The organism is Catenulispora subtropica (assembly GCF_039531675.1).
Classification (GTDB): domain Bacteria; phylum Actinomycetota; class Actinomycetes; order Streptomycetales; family Catenulisporaceae; genus Catenulispora; species Catenulispora subtropica.
Genome location: NZ_BAAAQM010000015.1, coordinates 49,518 through 64,467, shown reverse-complemented (window position 1 = coordinate 64,467; position 14,950 = coordinate 49,518). Strand labels below are relative to the sequence as shown.

Below are 14,950 nucleotides of genomic sequence, written 5' to 3'. Positions count from 1 at the left end.
CGGACGATCGCGCTCATTCGGAAGCACCACCTCCGGGGGCGGCACCTCGGGTAGCGAGGGCAGGCGGCGGCGCGGCCGGATCTTCTTTACATCAAGTCTTGTCGCGTAAAGCATTCTCGGCCAGACTGGCGGCATGGAGCACTTCGACGTGGTCGTGGTCGGCGCCGGGCTGTCCGGCGTCGGGGCCGGGTACCGGTTGCAGACCGAGTGTCCGGAGCGGAGCTACGTGATCCTGGAGGCCCGCTCCGCGATCGGCGGGACGTGGGACCTGTTCCGGTACCCGGGTGTGCGGTCGGACTCCGACATGTTCACGCTCGGATACCCGTTCCGGCCGTGGCGCGCGCCCAAGTCCATCGCGGACGGGGACACCATCCGGGACTACATCCGGGACACCGCGACGCGGTACGGCATCGACCGGAAGATCCGGTTCCGGACGCGGGTCGTCGGGGCCGACTGGTCGAGCGCGGACGCCCGCTGGACGGTCACGGTCGACCAGGAGGCGGAGGACGGCACCGTCGAGCGGCGGACGCTGACCTGCGGCTTCCTCTACTCGTGCGCCGGCTACTACGACTATGAGAGCGGCTACACGCCCGATTTCCCCGGCATCGGGGACTTCCAGGGCACGGTCGTCCACCCGCAGTTCTGGCCCGAGGACCTGGACTACGCCGGCAAGCGGGTCGTCATCGTCGGCAGCGGGGCCACGGCGGTCACGCTGGTGCCGGCGCTGGCCCGGGACGCCGAGCACGTCACCATGCTGCAACGCTCGCCGACGTGGATCAGCCCGGTCCCCGGCCGCGACAAGGTGGCCGACCGGCTGCGCGCCGTGCTGCCCGCGCGGGCCGCGCACCGGATCATCCGCGCCAAGAACATCGCCTTCACGATCGGCGTCTACCAGTTCTGCCGCCGCCGCCCCGAAGCCGCCCGCCGCCTGCTCACCAAGCTCGCCACCCGTTTCCTGAAGGACGAGCAGTTGGTGCGTGAGCACTTCACCCCGAGTTACAACCCGTGGGAGCAGCGGCTCTGCGCGGCGCCGGACGCCGACTTCTTTCGCGCGATCCGCGGCGGGAAGGCGGAGGTGGTCACCGACCACATCGAGGAGTTCACCCCCGAGGGGATCCGCCTGAAGTCCGGGAAGGTCCTGGAGGCCGACGTCATCGTGACCGCGACCGGCCTGCGGCTGCTGGCGTTCGGCGGCATCGCCCCGCGCGTCGACGGAGTCGAGGTGCCGCTGTCCGAGCAGTTCGTGTGGCGCGGCGCGATGGTCACCGGCATCCCGAACTTCGCGGTGTGCATCGGCTACACGAACGCGTCCTGGACGCTGCGCGGCGACCTGACCTCGCGGCTGGTGTGCAAGATCCTGAACCACATGGCGACGCGCGGCCACCCGGCGGTGGTGCCGGTGCCGGACGGCACGCTGCGCGAACGCCCGCTGCTCGATCTGAGCTCCGGCTACATCCAGCGCTCCATCCAGGAGTTCCCGCGCGCCGGACACCGCAGCCCGTGGCGCGTACGGCAGAACTACATCCTGGACGCCGCGACCACCATGCGGACCGACCTCGACAAGACGTTGCACCCCGCGAAGCGGGAGGCGGCGAAGGCGAACGTGGATGCGAAGGCGGGAGCGCGGTCGTGACGGAGGAGCGGGTGGCGGAGTCGGCGACCGGCTCCCCGAAGGACCTCGTGCCCGGCCCGGCGCCGAAACTCGCGCCGTTCCGCTTCAACGGCGCGGTGGCAGTCGTCACGGGCGCGGCCGGCGGTATGGGTGAGCAGCTCGCCTACGGCCTCGCACTGCGCGGCAGCCACCTTGTCCTCGTCGACCGCGACCCGGACCGGCTCGCCGCCGTGGCCGGGACCGTGGCGCGACGGCGTCCCGAGACCCGGGTGCGGACCTTCGTCGCGGATCTGGCCGACGCCGGCGCCGTGACCCGGCTCGCGGCCGACGTCCTGGCCGCCGAGCCGGTCCTCAACCTGCTGATCAACAACGCCGGGGTGGCGCTGGCCGGGACGTTCGAGGAGACCTCGGCGGAGGAGTTCGACTGGGTCCTCGCCGTCAACTTCGCCGCGCCGGTCGCGCTCACCCGCGCGCTGCTGCCGCGCCTGCGCGAGTCGGCCGGCAGCCACATCGTGAACACCTCCAGCCTGTTCGGCCTCATCGCGCCGCCCGGCCAGACCGCGTACTCGGCCAGCAAGTTCGCGCTCCGGGGCTTCACCGAGGCACTGCGCCACGAGCTGGCCGGCGAGGTCGGCGTCACCAGCGTGCACCCGGGCGGCATCAAGACCCGCATCGCTCTGGACGCCCGCGTCGCGGCCCGCGCCGACCAGGCGCAGACCGCCAAGGCCATGCGAGCGTTCAACAAGGTGCTGACGTACCCGGCCGACCGGGCGGCCGGGCGCATCATCGAAGGCGTGCGCCACCGGCGCGGCCGGGTGCTGATCGGCATGTCGGCGCGGATTCCGGACGGGCTGGCCCGCCTGTTCCCGGCGACGTACTGGGAGCAGTTCGTGCGCCTCAACACCCGTGCCGGCCGCCGGCGTTAGCAACCGGAGCTGGAGACGGTAGCTGGAGACGGGAGCTGGAAACGGCAGCTGGAAACGGCAGCTGGAAACGGCTCAGCGGTCCGAGCGCGCGTCGATGAGCAGCAGGAACGCGAGCGCGACGGCGACGATGCAGGCGATGAGGATGACCAGGCCCATGGGGAACATGTGCGACTCCTCGGTTCGGGGTGTTTCTTAGAGCTTCGAACCGGTCGGGTCAGGCGTCCAGAGCTGAATGGGCGGCAACCGCGACGACCCTGACCCTTCCCACGTTACTCCCGAGCTTGGCACCCCGCGCTGATCTATCCTCGAGACCATGCGTGCCGCCATCCTCGTCGAGGGAGTGAGCGATTCCGCAGCTCTGCATGCCCTGGCGAAGCGTCAGGGGCGCGATCTGACCGCCGAGGGCGTCGAGATCCTCGTCATGGACGGCGCCACCAACGCCGCGCGCTACCTGCGCGAGTACGGGCCCGCCGGACAGGGCCTCAAGCTCGCCGGGCTGTTCGACGAGGCCGAGGAGCGGTTCTTCCGGCTGGGGCTGGCGCGCGCCGGGTTCGAGCCGGGGCCGGAGACCGAGGACCTGGAGGAGCTCGGGTTCTACGTCTGCCGCGCTGATCTGGAGGACGAGCTCATCCGCGCGGTCGGGGCCGAGCAGGTGTTGCGGATCGTCGCCGCTGAGGGGGAGGAGCGCTCGTTCCGGACTCTGCAGCGGCAGCCCGCGATGCGGGACAAGACACTGCTGCACCAGTTGCGGCGGATGATGGGCGGGCGGTCCGGGGGCAAGGAGCGGTGGGCGCGGTTGCTGGCCGAGGCGGTGCCGCTGGATCGGGTGCCCCGGCCGTTGGACATGGTGCTGGCGCGGTTGTGAGACACGGCGTCGCAGGGGCCTGACGCCCCGCAGCGGGGTCGGCGCGCGGGGCGTCAGGGTTCTCAGACGGCGGTGCCGTCAGGGGGAGCGGACGTCGTCAGCAGACGCCGCCGTCGGTCCACACGTTCTGCGAGTTGCTGCCGGGCGTGTCGCCCTGGGTCCACCACTTGGCGGTCCACTTGTGGGCCGGGCTGCCGTACTGGACCACGGCGCCGCCGCTGTAGGCGGTGCTGGCGCTCCACACCGGGAGGGTGCAGGTGCCCGGCGGCGGGGTGGTCGAAGGACCGCACACGCCGTCGTCCTGCCACACGTTCTGCGAGTTGGCGCCCGGGACGTCGCCCTGAGTCCACCACTTCGCGGTCCAGGCGTGGCCGTTGTATGACACCACCGCGCCGCCGTTGTACGCCGTGGTGGAGCTCCACGCCGCGGCGGTGCAGCTGCCGCCGGTCGGCGTCGTCGACGGGGACGTCGACGGCGTCGTGGACGGCGTCGTGGTCGGCGTGCTGGACGTCGGCGGCGGGGGCGGCACGGCGACGCCCGCGAACTTCGCCGTGTACTTGGTGAAGTCCCAGTCGCTCTGCGGGACCGAGGAGCAGGCGCCGGAGAGCTGGCCGTTGTTGTTCGGCGGGTTGCACTGGCGGTCGCGGTTCACCGACCAGTACGTGTACCGCGCCAGGCCGTGGCTGGTCGCATAGTCCAGGACCGTCTGGAAGTCGCTCTGGTAGAAGTACTCGGCCGCGTCCGTGCGGCCGTTCATCATCGACACGCCTTCGTGCTGGTAGGCGGTCGTCGAGTCCCAGCCCATGTGGGACGTGAGCAGCCCGTGGAACGCCTCCAGCGCCGCGACCTGAGCCGACGCGCCGCTGAAACCGCCGTCGAACGGCATGATGGAGAAGTTGTTCGGGGTGAACCCGATCGAGTGCGCCTGGTCCAGCAGCTGCGTGCCGAACCAGCCGGTGCCGGCGCTGGTGCCCGGGATGGTCACCGACACGTACAGGCCCGGGTTGTCGCGCTGCAGGGTCTGCGCCGCGCCGAGCTCGTTGGCGATGGCCGCGGTGTTCTCGTACTCCGGCTCTTCGAGGTCGAAGTCGATCGCGTGCAGCCCGTACTTGTCGACGACCTGCTGGTACGCCGCCGCGGTGGCCGCGACGGTGCCGCAGGTCTGCCCGAGCTTGGTGCCGCCGTAGCCGCCGACCGACACCGAGACGTCGCCGCCCTTGCCGCGGATCGTGGAGATCACCGAGGGGATGGTGCTGTCCGAGCTGATCGGGCTGGTGCCGCCCCACGTCGGCGAGCAGCCGCCGCCGTCGGGGGCCAGGATGAAGGCCAGCTGGAAGGCCTTCTGGCCGGTGGCGTCCATGACCGCCGAGACGTCCGGCGGGGAGTTGTCCTCGGGCATCAGATACGGCGCCGAGGCGTACCAGGTGCTGGGGAGCGCGGCGGTGGCGCTGGGCGCCGCGCTGCTGGAGGTGGCCAGTGCGATGGTGGTGCCGGCGGCGAGCGCCAGCGCGGTGACCGGCAGCGCCAATCGCCGTTTCAAACTCGCGGTTGCCATGGATTCTCCGAGGGTGGCGGGAGGGAAGGGGGACTCCGGAGTCGCGAAACATGATTGGACTAGACCAGTTCCCTGTCAAGGGTTCCGGGTAAAGCGCGGGCAAACAAGGGTCAAGTAAGGGTTCACGGGGGATTGACCTGCGAGAAAAGATCAATGGTTTAGACCCTTGACAGGGTTCAGTGGTCTACTCCACTTTGTGTGTCAGGGCGTTGCCTCAAACGCCCGCCCGTCACCCACCAACCACTCTTCAAGGAGGCGCAAAGGCGCCGCTGACCGATTTGTACGTCACTTTCCCGCCACCACGGAAAGGTACGGACCCACCCCATGACTCCCACAGCACCGGGCCGCCGCCGCATGGCAGTGCGCACCGGAGCACTCCTCGTCGCGGCGATCGCCGCGACCGCGACGGCGCTGGCGCACAGCGCCTCGGCCGGACCGGCGTCCCCCGCGGCCACCGGCGGCAGCGTGTACTCCGTGGCGCCCTACGTCGACATGTCCAACGGCCAGGAAGGGCTGCTGGACACCGCGATCACCGGCCACGGCCTCAAGGCCTATACCGCGGCGTTCGTCATCGGCGCCGGCTGCAACCAGATCTGGGGCGACACGCTCCCGATCGGCAACGACTCCTACACCGACCCGGAGATCGCGCGCGCCAAGTCCGAGGGCGCCTCGGTCATCATCTCCTCGGGCGGCGCCGCCGGCGAGCCGCTGGCCTGGACCTGCACCACGCAGAGCACGATCAACGCCGGGTACGCGGCGATCGTCGACGACTACGGTGTGAACCAGCTGGACTTCGACGTCGAGGGCGCGGCCGTGGCCGACGGCCCGTCGATCGCGCGGCACTTCGTCGCCGTCAAGGCGCTGCAGGCCTCGCACCCGAACGTGAAGTTCTCGATGACGCTGCCGGTGCTGCCCGACGGCCTGACCCTGGACGGCGTCAACCTGCTGAAGGCGGCCAAGAGCGCCGGCGTGAAGATCGACGTGGTCAACGTCATGACCATGGACTACTACCAGGGCCAGCAGGACATGGGTGCGGCGGCGATCAAGGCCGCGCAGAGCACGCTGGCGCAGATGCAGTCCGTCGACCCCAGCTACACCTGGGCCAACGTCGGCATCACGCCGATGGTCGGCACCAACGACGACGGCTCGACGTTCACCAGCGCCAACGCGCGCTCGGTGGAGTCGTTCGCGGCGAGCAACGGCGTCGGCCGGCTGGCGTTCTGGTCGGTCAACCGCGACCAGCCGTGCGGCGGGCTCGCGCCGTCCGGCACCGTGACCCCGGCGGCGTCCTCGACCTGCAGCGGCGTCGGCGACGCGAAGTTCGCGTTCACGGACGCGTTCGTGCCGTACACCGGCAGCGGCGGCGGGACGACCGGCGGGACCACCACCGGCGGGACGACGGGCGGGACGACCGGCGGCACGACGGGTGGCACCACCGGCGGGACCACCGGCGGCGGCACCTGCACGGCGTCACCGTGGAGCGCCACCACGTCCTACGCGCCGAACGACGTCGTGTCCTACAACGGGCACAGCTACACGGCGCTGTACTGGTCGACCGGCGTGCAGCCGGGCTCGGCCATCGCGTGGAACATCTGGAAGGACGACGGCGCCTGCTGATCGCCTGACCGGCCCGAAGCGGCCGCCGTCGCCCGGCGCTGGGTGGTGCCGGGCGACGGCGGCTTCTGCGCGGGCCGCCGGAGAGGCGATTTCGGCTGCCGGACCCGAAACGGGGAGGTGTCCCACCACTTGGCAGCCGCATCCCTCCCCGCGGACTTGCTAGGTTGGTGGCCGTGGGCGAGGTGCTGAGCGGTGGAATCACGAACGCGGGCGCGGTCGTCCGGCATGGCGAGATCGTGGACCGCCCGGCGCAGGCGCACGCACCGGCCATTCATCGCTTTCTGGACGCGCTGGCGGAGCACGGATTCACCGGCGCTCCCAAGCCCGTCGGCCTGGGTGACGGCCGTGAGCAGCTCACCTACGTGGCCGGCGACGTCGCCCTTCAGCCGTATCCCGCCTGGTCGATGACCGATGCGGCACTGGCGTCGGTCGGCGCGCTCCTTCGGCGATTCCACCAGGCGTCGTCGGCGATTCCGCTGGAGCCGGGCGTCCCGTGGGCCACGGGCCTGGCCGATCCGCACGGCGGCACGATGCTGTGCCACAGCGACACCTGCGTGGAGAACGTCGTCTTCCGCGACGGCGAGGCATACGGCCTGATCGACTTCGACCTGGCCGCACCGGGACGCCCGCTCTGGGACGTCGCGATGGCCGCACGCTACTGGGTCCCGATGCTCGACCCCGAGACGGCCGCGCGATTCCCGTCCTACGCCGGCCTCGATCCGGTGCGCCGCCTGCGGATCCTCGCCGACGGCTACGGGATGTCAGCCGAAGATCGAACCGAGTTGCTCAGCGTCGTCGACGAAGTGATCGTCGTCGAGCGCGCGGACATCGCCGCCGGGCTCGAAGGCGGCGACGCGGCATTCGTCAAAGCCTTCCACGACCACGGCGGGTGGCTCACGTGGGACCGGCTGCAGGCGTGGCTCGCGGATCAGCGCACGACGTTCCTTGCCGCGTTGACGCAGTAGATCCTTCGCTGAAGCCGGCGTCACGGAGCGACGTACCCGAACACGCTCTCCGCGAGCGCCGCGGTGTCGGCCACGCTCATGCCGACCGGGCCCTCGACCGCACCCAGGAACAGGTTGCCGTGCGTGCCGCCGGTCCAGACGCAGAGGGTGTACTTGGTCGGCAGCATGCCGCAGCTCATCACCAGTGAGTACCTCATGGCGTGGGCGCCGAACTTCTCCTGCGCGACGATCCCGGTCGCACCGAGTGCGGACAGCGTGCCGTCGACGACGTTCGGCAGGGGCGGGGTCGGGCGCAGCTGACCCAGGACCACGATGATCGAGGTGGCGTTGGACTCGGCGTCGCCGTACCCGGTGGCGCTCAGATCCGTCAGCACCGGCTTGTACTGCTTCGCGATCGCCTGGTACACGCGTGAGCCGGCGCCGAGGTCGGCGGTCTTGTGGATCGGCAGACCGGACGGGGCGACGCTGTCCATCGCCTCGACGACCTTCTGCCGGTCGCCGGTCGCGCTGGCCGGGAGGACACCGGTCGAGGACGACGAGGCCGAGGTCGGCGTGGTGGCCGGATCGGCCGCGGAATCCGGGGCCGTCGGTGAGCTCGCCGAGGGAGCTGAGGACAGGCCGCTCTTAGGAGCCGAGGACTTCCGGGCCGACGGGGTCGAGCCGCTCGCCGTGACACCGCCGCCCGGGGACTCCACCGTCGAGGTCACCGACGGCACCGACGGGACCGCCGCGCCCGGCGAAGCCTCCGGCGTCCCCTTCGAAGCGCATCCCGTCAGGCCGAGGGCCAGCGCTGTCGCCGTCGCCGTAGCCGTCGCCCACGCTGCCCCGATGCGCCCGGCTCGTGTCCCGTCCATCTCCGCCCCCTGGGGTGTGGTGCTGCTGTGCTGTCAGGAGTGACGGTAGGCGCGGGACGACGAGCCTGAGATCCGGTATTCGCCTAGTGCAGCGTCGCGTCGGTCTTACGGGGGCGGTTCGCTGCGGCGCTGGCGCTGCACTACAACTAGCGAAGGCGAAATCAAGCCTCTGCCGGTGTGGGTACTGGCCCCGGCCCCGGCCCCGGCGCCGGCTCCGGCTCCGGGCAGGTCTCGCGGAGCACCTGCCGCCGGGTCGGGATCGTCGCCGCGATCGAGGCCGCGGCAGCCGCCACCCCGCAGCCGATCAGCAGTCCGGTCGTGAATCCGGTCTTCGACGGCAGCCGGCGGCCGCCGAAGTCGGTGGTCAGGTGGGCCAGCACGATGCCCATCACCGCCGCCGAGGTCGAGGTGCCGACCGAGCGCATCAGGGTGTTGAAGCTGTTGGCGGAGGCGGTCTCGGACATCGGGACCGCGGCCATGATCAGGGCCGGCATGGCGCCGTAGGCGAGGGCCACGCCGGTGTTGATGACGCAGCTGACCAGGAGCAGGGTCCAGGTCGAGCCGATCAGGCCGGCTGAGATCCCGTATCCCAGGGCGATGACCAGCGAGCCGGCGGTCAGGGTGAACTTCGCGCCGCGCCGGGCGGAGAGCTTCGCGCCCAGCGGTGACACCAGCATCATCATCAGGCCGGCCGGCGCCATCCACAGGCCCGCGGCCTGCATCGACTGGCCCAGGCCGTAGCCCGTGGCCTTCGGCAGCTGGAGCAGCTGGGGCATGATCAGCGACTGCGCGTACATCGAGAAGCCGACCACCACCGACGCCGCGTTCGTCAGCAGCACCTGCTTGCGCGCGGTGACGCGGAGGTCCACCAGCGGTGCGTCCGAGCGCAGTTCCCACCAGCCCCAGAGCACGAACACCACCGGGGCGGCGACCAGCAGGCCGAGCGTCGTGGGCGCGCCCCAGCCCCAGTCCGCGCCCTTCGACACGCCGAGCAGCAGGCAGATCAGCCCGGCGCCGAGGCCCACCGCGCCGACGGCGTCGAAGCCGCCGGTCGCGCGGGGCGGGACCGCGGGGATGATCCGCCAGATCAGCACGCCGACCGCGGCCGACAGCACCGCCGAGACCCAGAACAGCACGTGCCAGCTGGCGTGCTCGGCGATCGCCGCGGACAGCGGCAGGCCCAGCGCGCCGCCGATGCCGAGCGAGGAGCTGATCAGCGCGATCGCCGAGCCCAGGCGCTCGGCCGGGACCAGGTCCCGCAGGGCGCTGATGCCGATCGGGACCAGGCCCATGCCCATGCCCTGCAGGCCGCGGCCGGCCACCATCGAGGCCAGCGAGCCGCCGGTGGCGCACACCACCGAGCCGGCCACCAGCGGGACGGTGCAGGCCAGCAGCATCAGACGCTTGCCGTAGAGGTCGCCGAGGCGCCCGACGGCCGGGGTGGTCACGGCGCCGGCGAGCAGCGTCGCGGTCACCGCCCAGGAGGCGTTGGACGCGGTGGTGTGCAGCAGCGTGGGCAGCTCCCCGATCAGCGGCACGATCAGGGTCTGCATCAGGGAGGCGACGATGCCGGCGGTGGCCAGGACGGCGACGACGAGGTGGGTGGCGGGAGCCGGGCGGGCGGCCGTGCCGGGGGAGCCGGTGGGGCCGCCGCTCATCGCGGGAGCCCGGGGCGACGAGAGGTTGCTTGCGGCATCCACATAATGATGTGCACGATACATACGATGTGCATGATGCACAATGGTCCGTAGGATGGCCCCATGGACAAGCGCACCGACCTCGTCGAGTTCGAGAGCATGCTGCTGGGCCGCCACGTCCACATGAGCACCCGCTCCATCGGCGACGACGGCGAGCTGGAGCGCGGCGCCTACATCCTGCTCAGCCGGCTGGAGGTGGAGGGCGCGCTGTCCATCGGGCAGCTGGCCGAGGCGTTCGACCTGGACGTGTCCACCCTCAACCGGCGGACCGCCGCCCTGACCAAGGCCGGGCTGATCGAGCGGATCCCGGATCCGGAGGGCGGCATCGCCCGCAAGTTCCGGCTGACGGAGGAGGGGGAGCGGCGGCTGCAGGAGGGGCGGGCCTGGATCATGGCGGGACTGGACACGATCCTGGAGGGATGGAGCCCGGAGGACGTCGAGGCGTTCGCCGGCTACCTCCGGCGGTTCAACACCGACATCGAGCGGGTGTCCGGGCGGCCGTGGCCACGGCCGTGAGGGATCTCGGCGCGGCCATACTCACCAGGCAGTGGAACCCGATCTCAGAAGCTTCACGTACTCTCGGACGCGCAACACGTCGTCGGGGAGGCAGCTGTCCCAGCCCTCGTCCAGCCGCATCCAGGTCGCGGGCTGTCCGGCCTCCGGGATCAGCGGCTGTTCCGGGTCGCCGATCGCGGCATAGGACAGCGAAAGCGTCGCCGGCAACCCCGGGTGGAACGACCGCACCGTCACCGCGGCGGGCCGCTCCAACAACCGTGGCCGCAACCCGGTCTCCTCGGCCAGCTCCCGGGCCGCCCCATCGCGCGGACACTCTCCAGGCTCGACTTTGCCACCCGGCGGAACCAGCCCACGCACCGGATGCCTGACCAGCACGATCTGCTCCAGGGCCGGATCCAGGACCCACACCTCCGCGCCCAACGGCTCCACGACATCCGCCAGCGCAGACCGCAACCAGGCCCTGGCCCCGTCGAACTCCAGCATCGCGGCCTCGGCGTCAGCGGCGGCGGCATCAAGCGGACGCTGCTCGAACACGCTACGCATCATTCGCGACACGCTACAGACCGCCACTGACGCCACCGTGGTGCATTTCGGGGGGTCCGGCGTGGCCGAAGGCCGGGTCAGACCCGGCGAGCTTCGCGCCAGACGGCGACCGCGGCGGCCGCGGCGGCCAGCGCCGCGAAGCCGTGCACGGTGCCGATCGACCAGGTCAGCCCGGCCGCGGCGCCGCCCCAGGCGCCGAGTGTGTACGCGACCCACACCGCGGTCAGCAGCATGATCGCCCGCCGGGCCTTGCGTCCGGGGTCGTCGGCGAACGTGGAGATCAGCGCGACCAGGGTGCCGGTGAGCGTGGTGGTCGTGACACCGCGCATCGCGACCCCGGCGGCGTACACGCTCTGCACGCCCATGGCGGCGGCCGCCAAGCCCAGGCGGATCTCGCGCGGCGTGCCGGCCAGCAGCACGACGGTGCCGAGCATGAGGGCTTCGAGGATCAGCAGGAGCCACGGCGGCTCGGTGTCGCCGGCGAGGCGGGCGCGGCGCAGGGGAATCACCGAGGCGGCGACACCGAGACAGAACCCGATGAGGGAGGCGAGCGGGCCGTAGGTGTCGGTGCCCGCCGCGACGTGGACGCGGATGTGCGACGGGCCGGGGAACGCGCGTTCTGCGACCTGCACCGCGAGGAAGACCGCGTTGCCGGTCTGGTTCGCCACGAACACCTCGCCGGAGCGCACGTACGCGACCGCGTCCACCCAGCCCGCGATGGCTGTGAGCAGCACCATCAGCCCCGCCGTGCCGTGCACCCCGCGCCCTCGCCTCACGGATATCAGGATGGCGCGACGACGGCGGCGGGCGCCGCAGGCGCGCGGGCGGCGGAACGATTCCACAGTTCCGCAGCGACCTGACAGAATGACCGGCCATGCAGGGCGATCTGACGGGTCTGGTGCTGGACGACCGCTACCTTCTTCAGGAGCGGCTCGGCGCCGGCGGCATGGGCGAGGTGTGGCGGTGTCGGGATCAGCGCATCGGGCGCGACGTGGCGGTGAAACTGCTGCTGGACTTGCGGCTGAACGCCGAGATGGAGGCGCGCTTCGAGCGTGAGGCCCGGGTGGCCGGCGGGCTGTCCAGCCCCTCGATCGTCATCCTGCACGACTACGGGCACGGCGACCTGGCCGGCCGCGACGTGCCGTACCTGGTCATGGAACTGCTCAAGGGCCGCACCCTCGGCCAGATCCGCAACGACGAACGCACCCCCCGCAGGGTCCTGACCTGGGGTGCGCAGGTGTGCGCGGCTCTGGAGGTCGCCCACCGCGCCGGTGTCGTGCACCGCGACATCAAGCCCGGCAACGTGATGATCACCGACGACGGCGCCCTGAAGGTCCTGGACTTCGGCATAGCCCGCGTCATCGAGGACGGCAAGACCCGCGGCGGCCTCACCGCCGACGGCACGGTCATCGGCACGGCGGACTACATGTCGCCGGAGCAGGCGGCCGGGCAGCCGGCGGATGCGCGGAGCGACCTGTACTCGTTCGGGTGCTTGCTGTACTTCCTGGTCACGGCACGCCCGCCGTTCACCGCCGATACGTTCTTCGGCATGCTGCAGAAGCAGCTGAACGAGACACCCGAGCCGCCGAGCAAGTACCGCCCGGGACTGCCGCCGGAGCTGGACGGGCTGATATTGGCGCTGCTGGCGAAGGACCCGGCGGCGCGGCCGCCCGGGGCGACGGTGGTGCGGGAGGCGCTGGAGCGGATGCTGCCGGCGCCGGGTCAGGGGGCGGCGGCGGCGAAGCCGCCGACCGGCGAGGAGCCGACGAAGGCGGATCAGGGGGCGAACGCGACGACGACGGCAGTGGCGGTGGCTGGTGGGCACGTCGCCGGCGCTGCCGACGCTGCCGGAGCCGCTGGGCCTGCCGGAGCTGCCGGAGCTGCCGGAGTGGCAGGTGCTGCCGGCGTAGTCGGAGCCGCGGGATCTGCCGGAGTCGGGGCAGCTGGTGGCGCTGGCACTGGAGCTGGTGGAGCTGCCGGAGCCCCTGGCACTGGCCCTGGTGGCGTCGCGGACGCTGCCGGAGCTGCCGGAGCCACCGGACCCGCCGGCGTCGGCGTCGCCGGAGCCACCGGACCCGCTGGCGTCGGCGTCGCGGGAGCCGCAGCGATCGGCGGGCAGCCGACGCAGGGCCCTGGTCCGGCACCGAGTCAGCCCTCGAAGCCGGTGGCCGGGCAGCCGCCCGCAGCGGCGAACGCCGGTGCCGTCGCGCCGGTGACGGGCCAGCCTTCGAATTCGGCTGGCTTCAGCCAGGTTCTCGCCTCGCCGCAGCCGCCGGCCGGGCCGGGTCAGCCTGCCGGCGCACCTGGTCCCGTCCCTCCGCACATCCCGATGCAGCCGCCGACCCATCCGCCCACCCAGGTCGGCGAGTGGTCCACGACGCGCGTCGTCCCCGCCGAGTTCGGCGGGCGCGGGGACGCGGCGACCGAGGAGGCGGCCAAGAAGCCTGATTCGCGCATATCCCGCCGCAAGCTGCTGCTGGGCGTGGGCGGATTGGCGGGTGCGGCGGTCGCGGGTGGCGGTGCGTACGTCGCGTTGGGCGGCAAGGACAAAGCGACCGGCACCGACGCCGCCGTCAGCCGCGGTGCGACCGGGAGCGCGACCACGGCGCCGTCGAACGTCGCGGCCACCGGGGCGACGAGTGCCACGTCGGCTTCGAGCGCGGATTCCGCGCCGTCCTCCTCGGCCTCCTCCTCGGAGCCGGCTTCGGAGTCGCCGACGTCGGCGGCCGGGTCGCAGCCGCCGCTGGCGGTCGGGAGCACGCCGGCGGGGTCGTTCGAGATCCCCGGGCAGCCGTTCATCGACTGCCGGTTCATCAACGGGGGCAAGGCGCTGGTCGTCACCGACGACGCGAACGGTGTGCAGGTCGTCGACGTCACCAACCTGGCGGGGACGCACACGGTCGCGAGCATCCCGATCCCGCTGGCGGACGGGAAGCTGGTGCCGATGCTCAGCCTGGACCACAGCCCCGAGCGGGGCACGCTGGTGCTCGGCGGAGCCGGCGGGCTGGCGCTGTGGGACGTGAAGGACCCGACGAAGCCGGTGGCGCTCTCCAGCCGCGGCGACGTCAACGGCGACAAGGTCAACCACGTCGCGTTCAACCACGACGGCAGCAAGGTCGTCGTCGCGACCGCCGACTCCGACTCCGACCACGCCAACGGCAGCTGCGTGATGGACGTCAGCGACCCGAAGAACCCGGTGCAGTGGAGCACGCTGACCCCCGCCACCCGCGACACGCTGGGCCAGGCGATGTTCTCCAGCAACGACAAGTACATCGTCTCCACCGGCGACGGCGGCTACAGCGCCGGCACGGTGTTCCAGCTCTGGGACTCCTCCGACCTGCACAACGTGCGCCCGGTCGACTCCGCCGTCTGGTGGAACCGCGACGGCGACAAGACCAACATCAGCGCCGCGCTCTACGTCGTCTTCGGCGGCCCGTGGAACACCCTGGTGGTGGGCATGGTGAGCGCTGACTCCAAGAGCCAGGACCTGCAGTTCCTGGACTTCAGCAAACCGCAGTCCCCGGCGAAGCAGTGGTACGTCCAGAGCACCTCCGGCGCGGCCGCATTCCACCCGACCCGCCCGATCGTCGCCATCGGCGACGCCCGCTCCGGCGCCACCACCCTCTACGACATGACGGACCCACACCACCCCAGCCAGATCGCCCGCCTCGTCGCCGACGCGGGCAACGTCGTGCAACTCGCCTTCAGCCCGGACGGCAGCGTGCTGGCCGCAGCGGTCCAGCGCGACGGGAGCGGGAGCAACAACAACGCGGTGATCTACTTCTGGAAGATGTAGGTGC

The 14,950-nt window shown here is 71.6% G+C and carries 13 protein-coding genes; 8 read left to right on the top strand and 5 right to left on the bottom strand.

What is annotated here, in order from left to right; genetic code table 11:
- Positions 1–133: 133 nt before the first annotated feature.
- The 3 genes from ABD466_RS15150 (at position 134) to ABD466_RS15140 (ending at position 3,403) form a co-directional block, all read left to right on the top strand.
- Positions 134–1,633 (top strand): flavin-containing monooxygenase, encoded by a 1,500-nt coding sequence (locus tag ABD466_RS15150; protein WP_344657672.1) that lies wholly within the window; start codon positions 134–136, stop codon positions 1,631–1,633.
- Positions 1,630–2,538: an SDR family NAD(P)-dependent oxidoreductase gene (locus tag ABD466_RS15145; RefSeq protein WP_344657671.1), complete on the top strand. Its 909-nt coding sequence runs from the start codon at positions 1,630–1,632 to the stop codon at positions 2,536–2,538. Before ABD466_RS15150 ends, ABD466_RS15145 begins: the two co-directional genes overlap by 4 nt.
- Before the next feature lie 313 nt (positions 2,539–2,851).
- Positions 2,852–3,403 (top strand): TOPRIM nucleotidyl transferase/hydrolase domain-containing protein, encoded by a 552-nt coding sequence (locus ABD466_RS15140; RefSeq protein WP_344657670.1) that lies wholly within the window; start codon positions 2,852–2,854, stop codon positions 3,401–3,403.
- A 97-nt stretch (positions 3,404–3,500) separates the two neighbouring features.
- On the opposite strand, the gene ABD466_RS15135 is transcribed toward ABD466_RS15140, so the two are convergent.
- On the bottom strand, positions 3,501–4,958 hold the full coding sequence (locus ABD466_RS15135) for a chitinase (RefSeq protein WP_344657669.1): 1,458 nt from the start codon (positions 4,956–4,958) through the stop codon (positions 3,501–3,503).
- A 324-nt stretch (positions 4,959–5,282) separates the two neighbouring features.
- Between ABD466_RS15135 and ABD466_RS15130 the strand changes: the two genes are divergently transcribed.
- Both ABD466_RS15130 and ABD466_RS15125 read left to right on the top strand, forming a co-directional pair.
- Complete coding sequence (locus ABD466_RS15130; RefSeq protein ID WP_344657668.1) at positions 5,283–6,575, top strand: chitinase; 1,293 nt, start codon at positions 5,283–5,285, stop codon at positions 6,573–6,575.
- Positions 6,576–6,739: 164 nt separating this feature from the next.
- Positions 6,740–7,540 carry a phosphotransferase gene (locus tag ABD466_RS15125; protein WP_344657667.1) on the top strand — a complete coding sequence of 267 codons (801 nt, stop codon included), beginning with the start codon at positions 6,740–6,742 and terminating at the stop codon, positions 7,538–7,540.
- Positions 7,541–7,560: 20 nt separating this feature from the next.
- On the opposite strand, the gene ABD466_RS15120 is transcribed toward ABD466_RS15125, so the two are convergent.
- The gene (locus ABD466_RS15120) at positions 7,561–8,013 is read right to left on the bottom strand and encodes a hypothetical protein (protein WP_344657666.1); all 453 of its coding nucleotides are present in this window, start codon (positions 8,011–8,013) and stop codon (positions 7,561–7,563) included.
- Between ABD466_RS15120 and ABD466_RS15115 the strand changes: the two genes are divergently transcribed.
- Entirely contained in the window at positions 7,976–8,437 is a 462-nt protein-coding gene (locus tag ABD466_RS15115; RefSeq protein WP_344657665.1) for a hypothetical protein, read from the top strand. The genes ABD466_RS15120 and ABD466_RS15115 overlap by 38 nt on opposite strands.
- A gap of 118 nt (positions 8,438–8,555) precedes the next feature.
- Here the strand turns inward: ABD466_RS15115 and ABD466_RS15110 are convergent, their stop codons facing one another.
- Positions 8,556–10,052 (bottom strand): MFS transporter, encoded by a 1,497-nt coding sequence (locus tag ABD466_RS15110; RefSeq protein WP_344657664.1) that lies wholly within the window; start codon positions 10,050–10,052, stop codon positions 8,556–8,558.
- A 102-nt stretch (positions 10,053–10,154) separates the two neighbouring features.
- On the opposite strand from ABD466_RS15110, the gene ABD466_RS15105 reads away from it, so the two are divergent.
- Complete coding sequence (locus ABD466_RS15105; RefSeq protein WP_344657663.1) at positions 10,155–10,607, top strand: MarR family winged helix-turn-helix transcriptional regulator; 453 nt, start codon at positions 10,155–10,157, stop codon at positions 10,605–10,607.
- Positions 10,608–10,628: 21 nt separating this feature from the next.
- On the opposite strand, the gene ABD466_RS15100 is transcribed toward ABD466_RS15105, so the two are convergent.
- Positions 10,629–11,153 (bottom strand): NUDIX domain-containing protein, encoded by a 525-nt coding sequence (locus ABD466_RS15100; protein WP_344657662.1) that lies wholly within the window; start codon positions 11,151–11,153, stop codon positions 10,629–10,631.
- A gap of 74 nt (positions 11,154–11,227) precedes the next feature.
- The gene (locus ABD466_RS15095; protein WP_344657661.1) at positions 11,228–11,926 is read right to left on the bottom strand and encodes a DUF1275 family protein; all 699 of its coding nucleotides are present in this window, start codon (positions 11,924–11,926) and stop codon (positions 11,228–11,230) included.
- A 98-nt stretch (positions 11,927–12,024) separates the two neighbouring features.
- On the opposite strand from ABD466_RS15095, the gene ABD466_RS15090 reads away from it, so the two are divergent.
- A complete protein-coding gene (locus tag ABD466_RS15090) occupies positions 12,025–14,946 on the top strand; it encodes a protein kinase domain-containing protein (RefSeq protein WP_344657660.1) in 2,922 nt (973 codons plus the stop codon).
- The last annotated feature ends 4 nt before the right edge of the window (positions 14,947–14,950 follow it).

What these genes read in the sequence shown, in the direction of transcription:
- ABD466_RS15150 (WP_344657672.1), top strand. Translation starts at nt 134, where the DNA reads ATGGAGCACTTCGACGTGGTCGTGGTCGGCGCCGGGCTGTCCGGCGTC.
- ABD466_RS15135 (WP_344657669.1), bottom strand. Translation starts at nt 4,958, where the DNA reads ATGGCAACCGCGAGTTTGAAACGGCGATTGGCGCTGCCGGTCACCGCG.
- ABD466_RS15090 (WP_344657660.1), top strand. Translation starts at nt 12,025, where the DNA reads ATGCAGGGCGATCTGACGGGTCTGGTGCTGGACGACCGCTACCTTCTT.
- ABD466_RS15130 (WP_344657668.1), top strand. Translation starts at nt 5,283, where the DNA reads ATGACTCCCACAGCACCGGGCCGCCGCCGCATGGCAGTGCGCACCGGA.
- ABD466_RS15100 (WP_344657662.1), bottom strand. Translation starts at nt 11,153, where the DNA reads ATGATGCGTAGCGTGTTCGAGCAGCGTCCGCTTGATGCCGCCGCCGCT.
- ABD466_RS15120 (WP_344657666.1), bottom strand. Translation starts at nt 8,013, where the DNA reads ATGGACAGCGTCGCCCCGTCCGGTCTGCCGATCCACAAGACCGCCGAC.
- ABD466_RS15110 (WP_344657664.1), bottom strand. Translation starts at nt 10,052, where the DNA reads ATGAGCGGCGGCCCCACCGGCTCCCCCGGCACGGCCGCCCGCCCGGCT.
- ABD466_RS15140 (WP_344657670.1), top strand. Translation starts at nt 2,852, where the DNA reads ATGCGTGCCGCCATCCTCGTCGAGGGAGTGAGCGATTCCGCAGCTCTG.
- ABD466_RS15105 (WP_344657663.1), top strand. Translation starts at nt 10,155, where the DNA reads ATGGACAAGCGCACCGACCTCGTCGAGTTCGAGAGCATGCTGCTGGGC.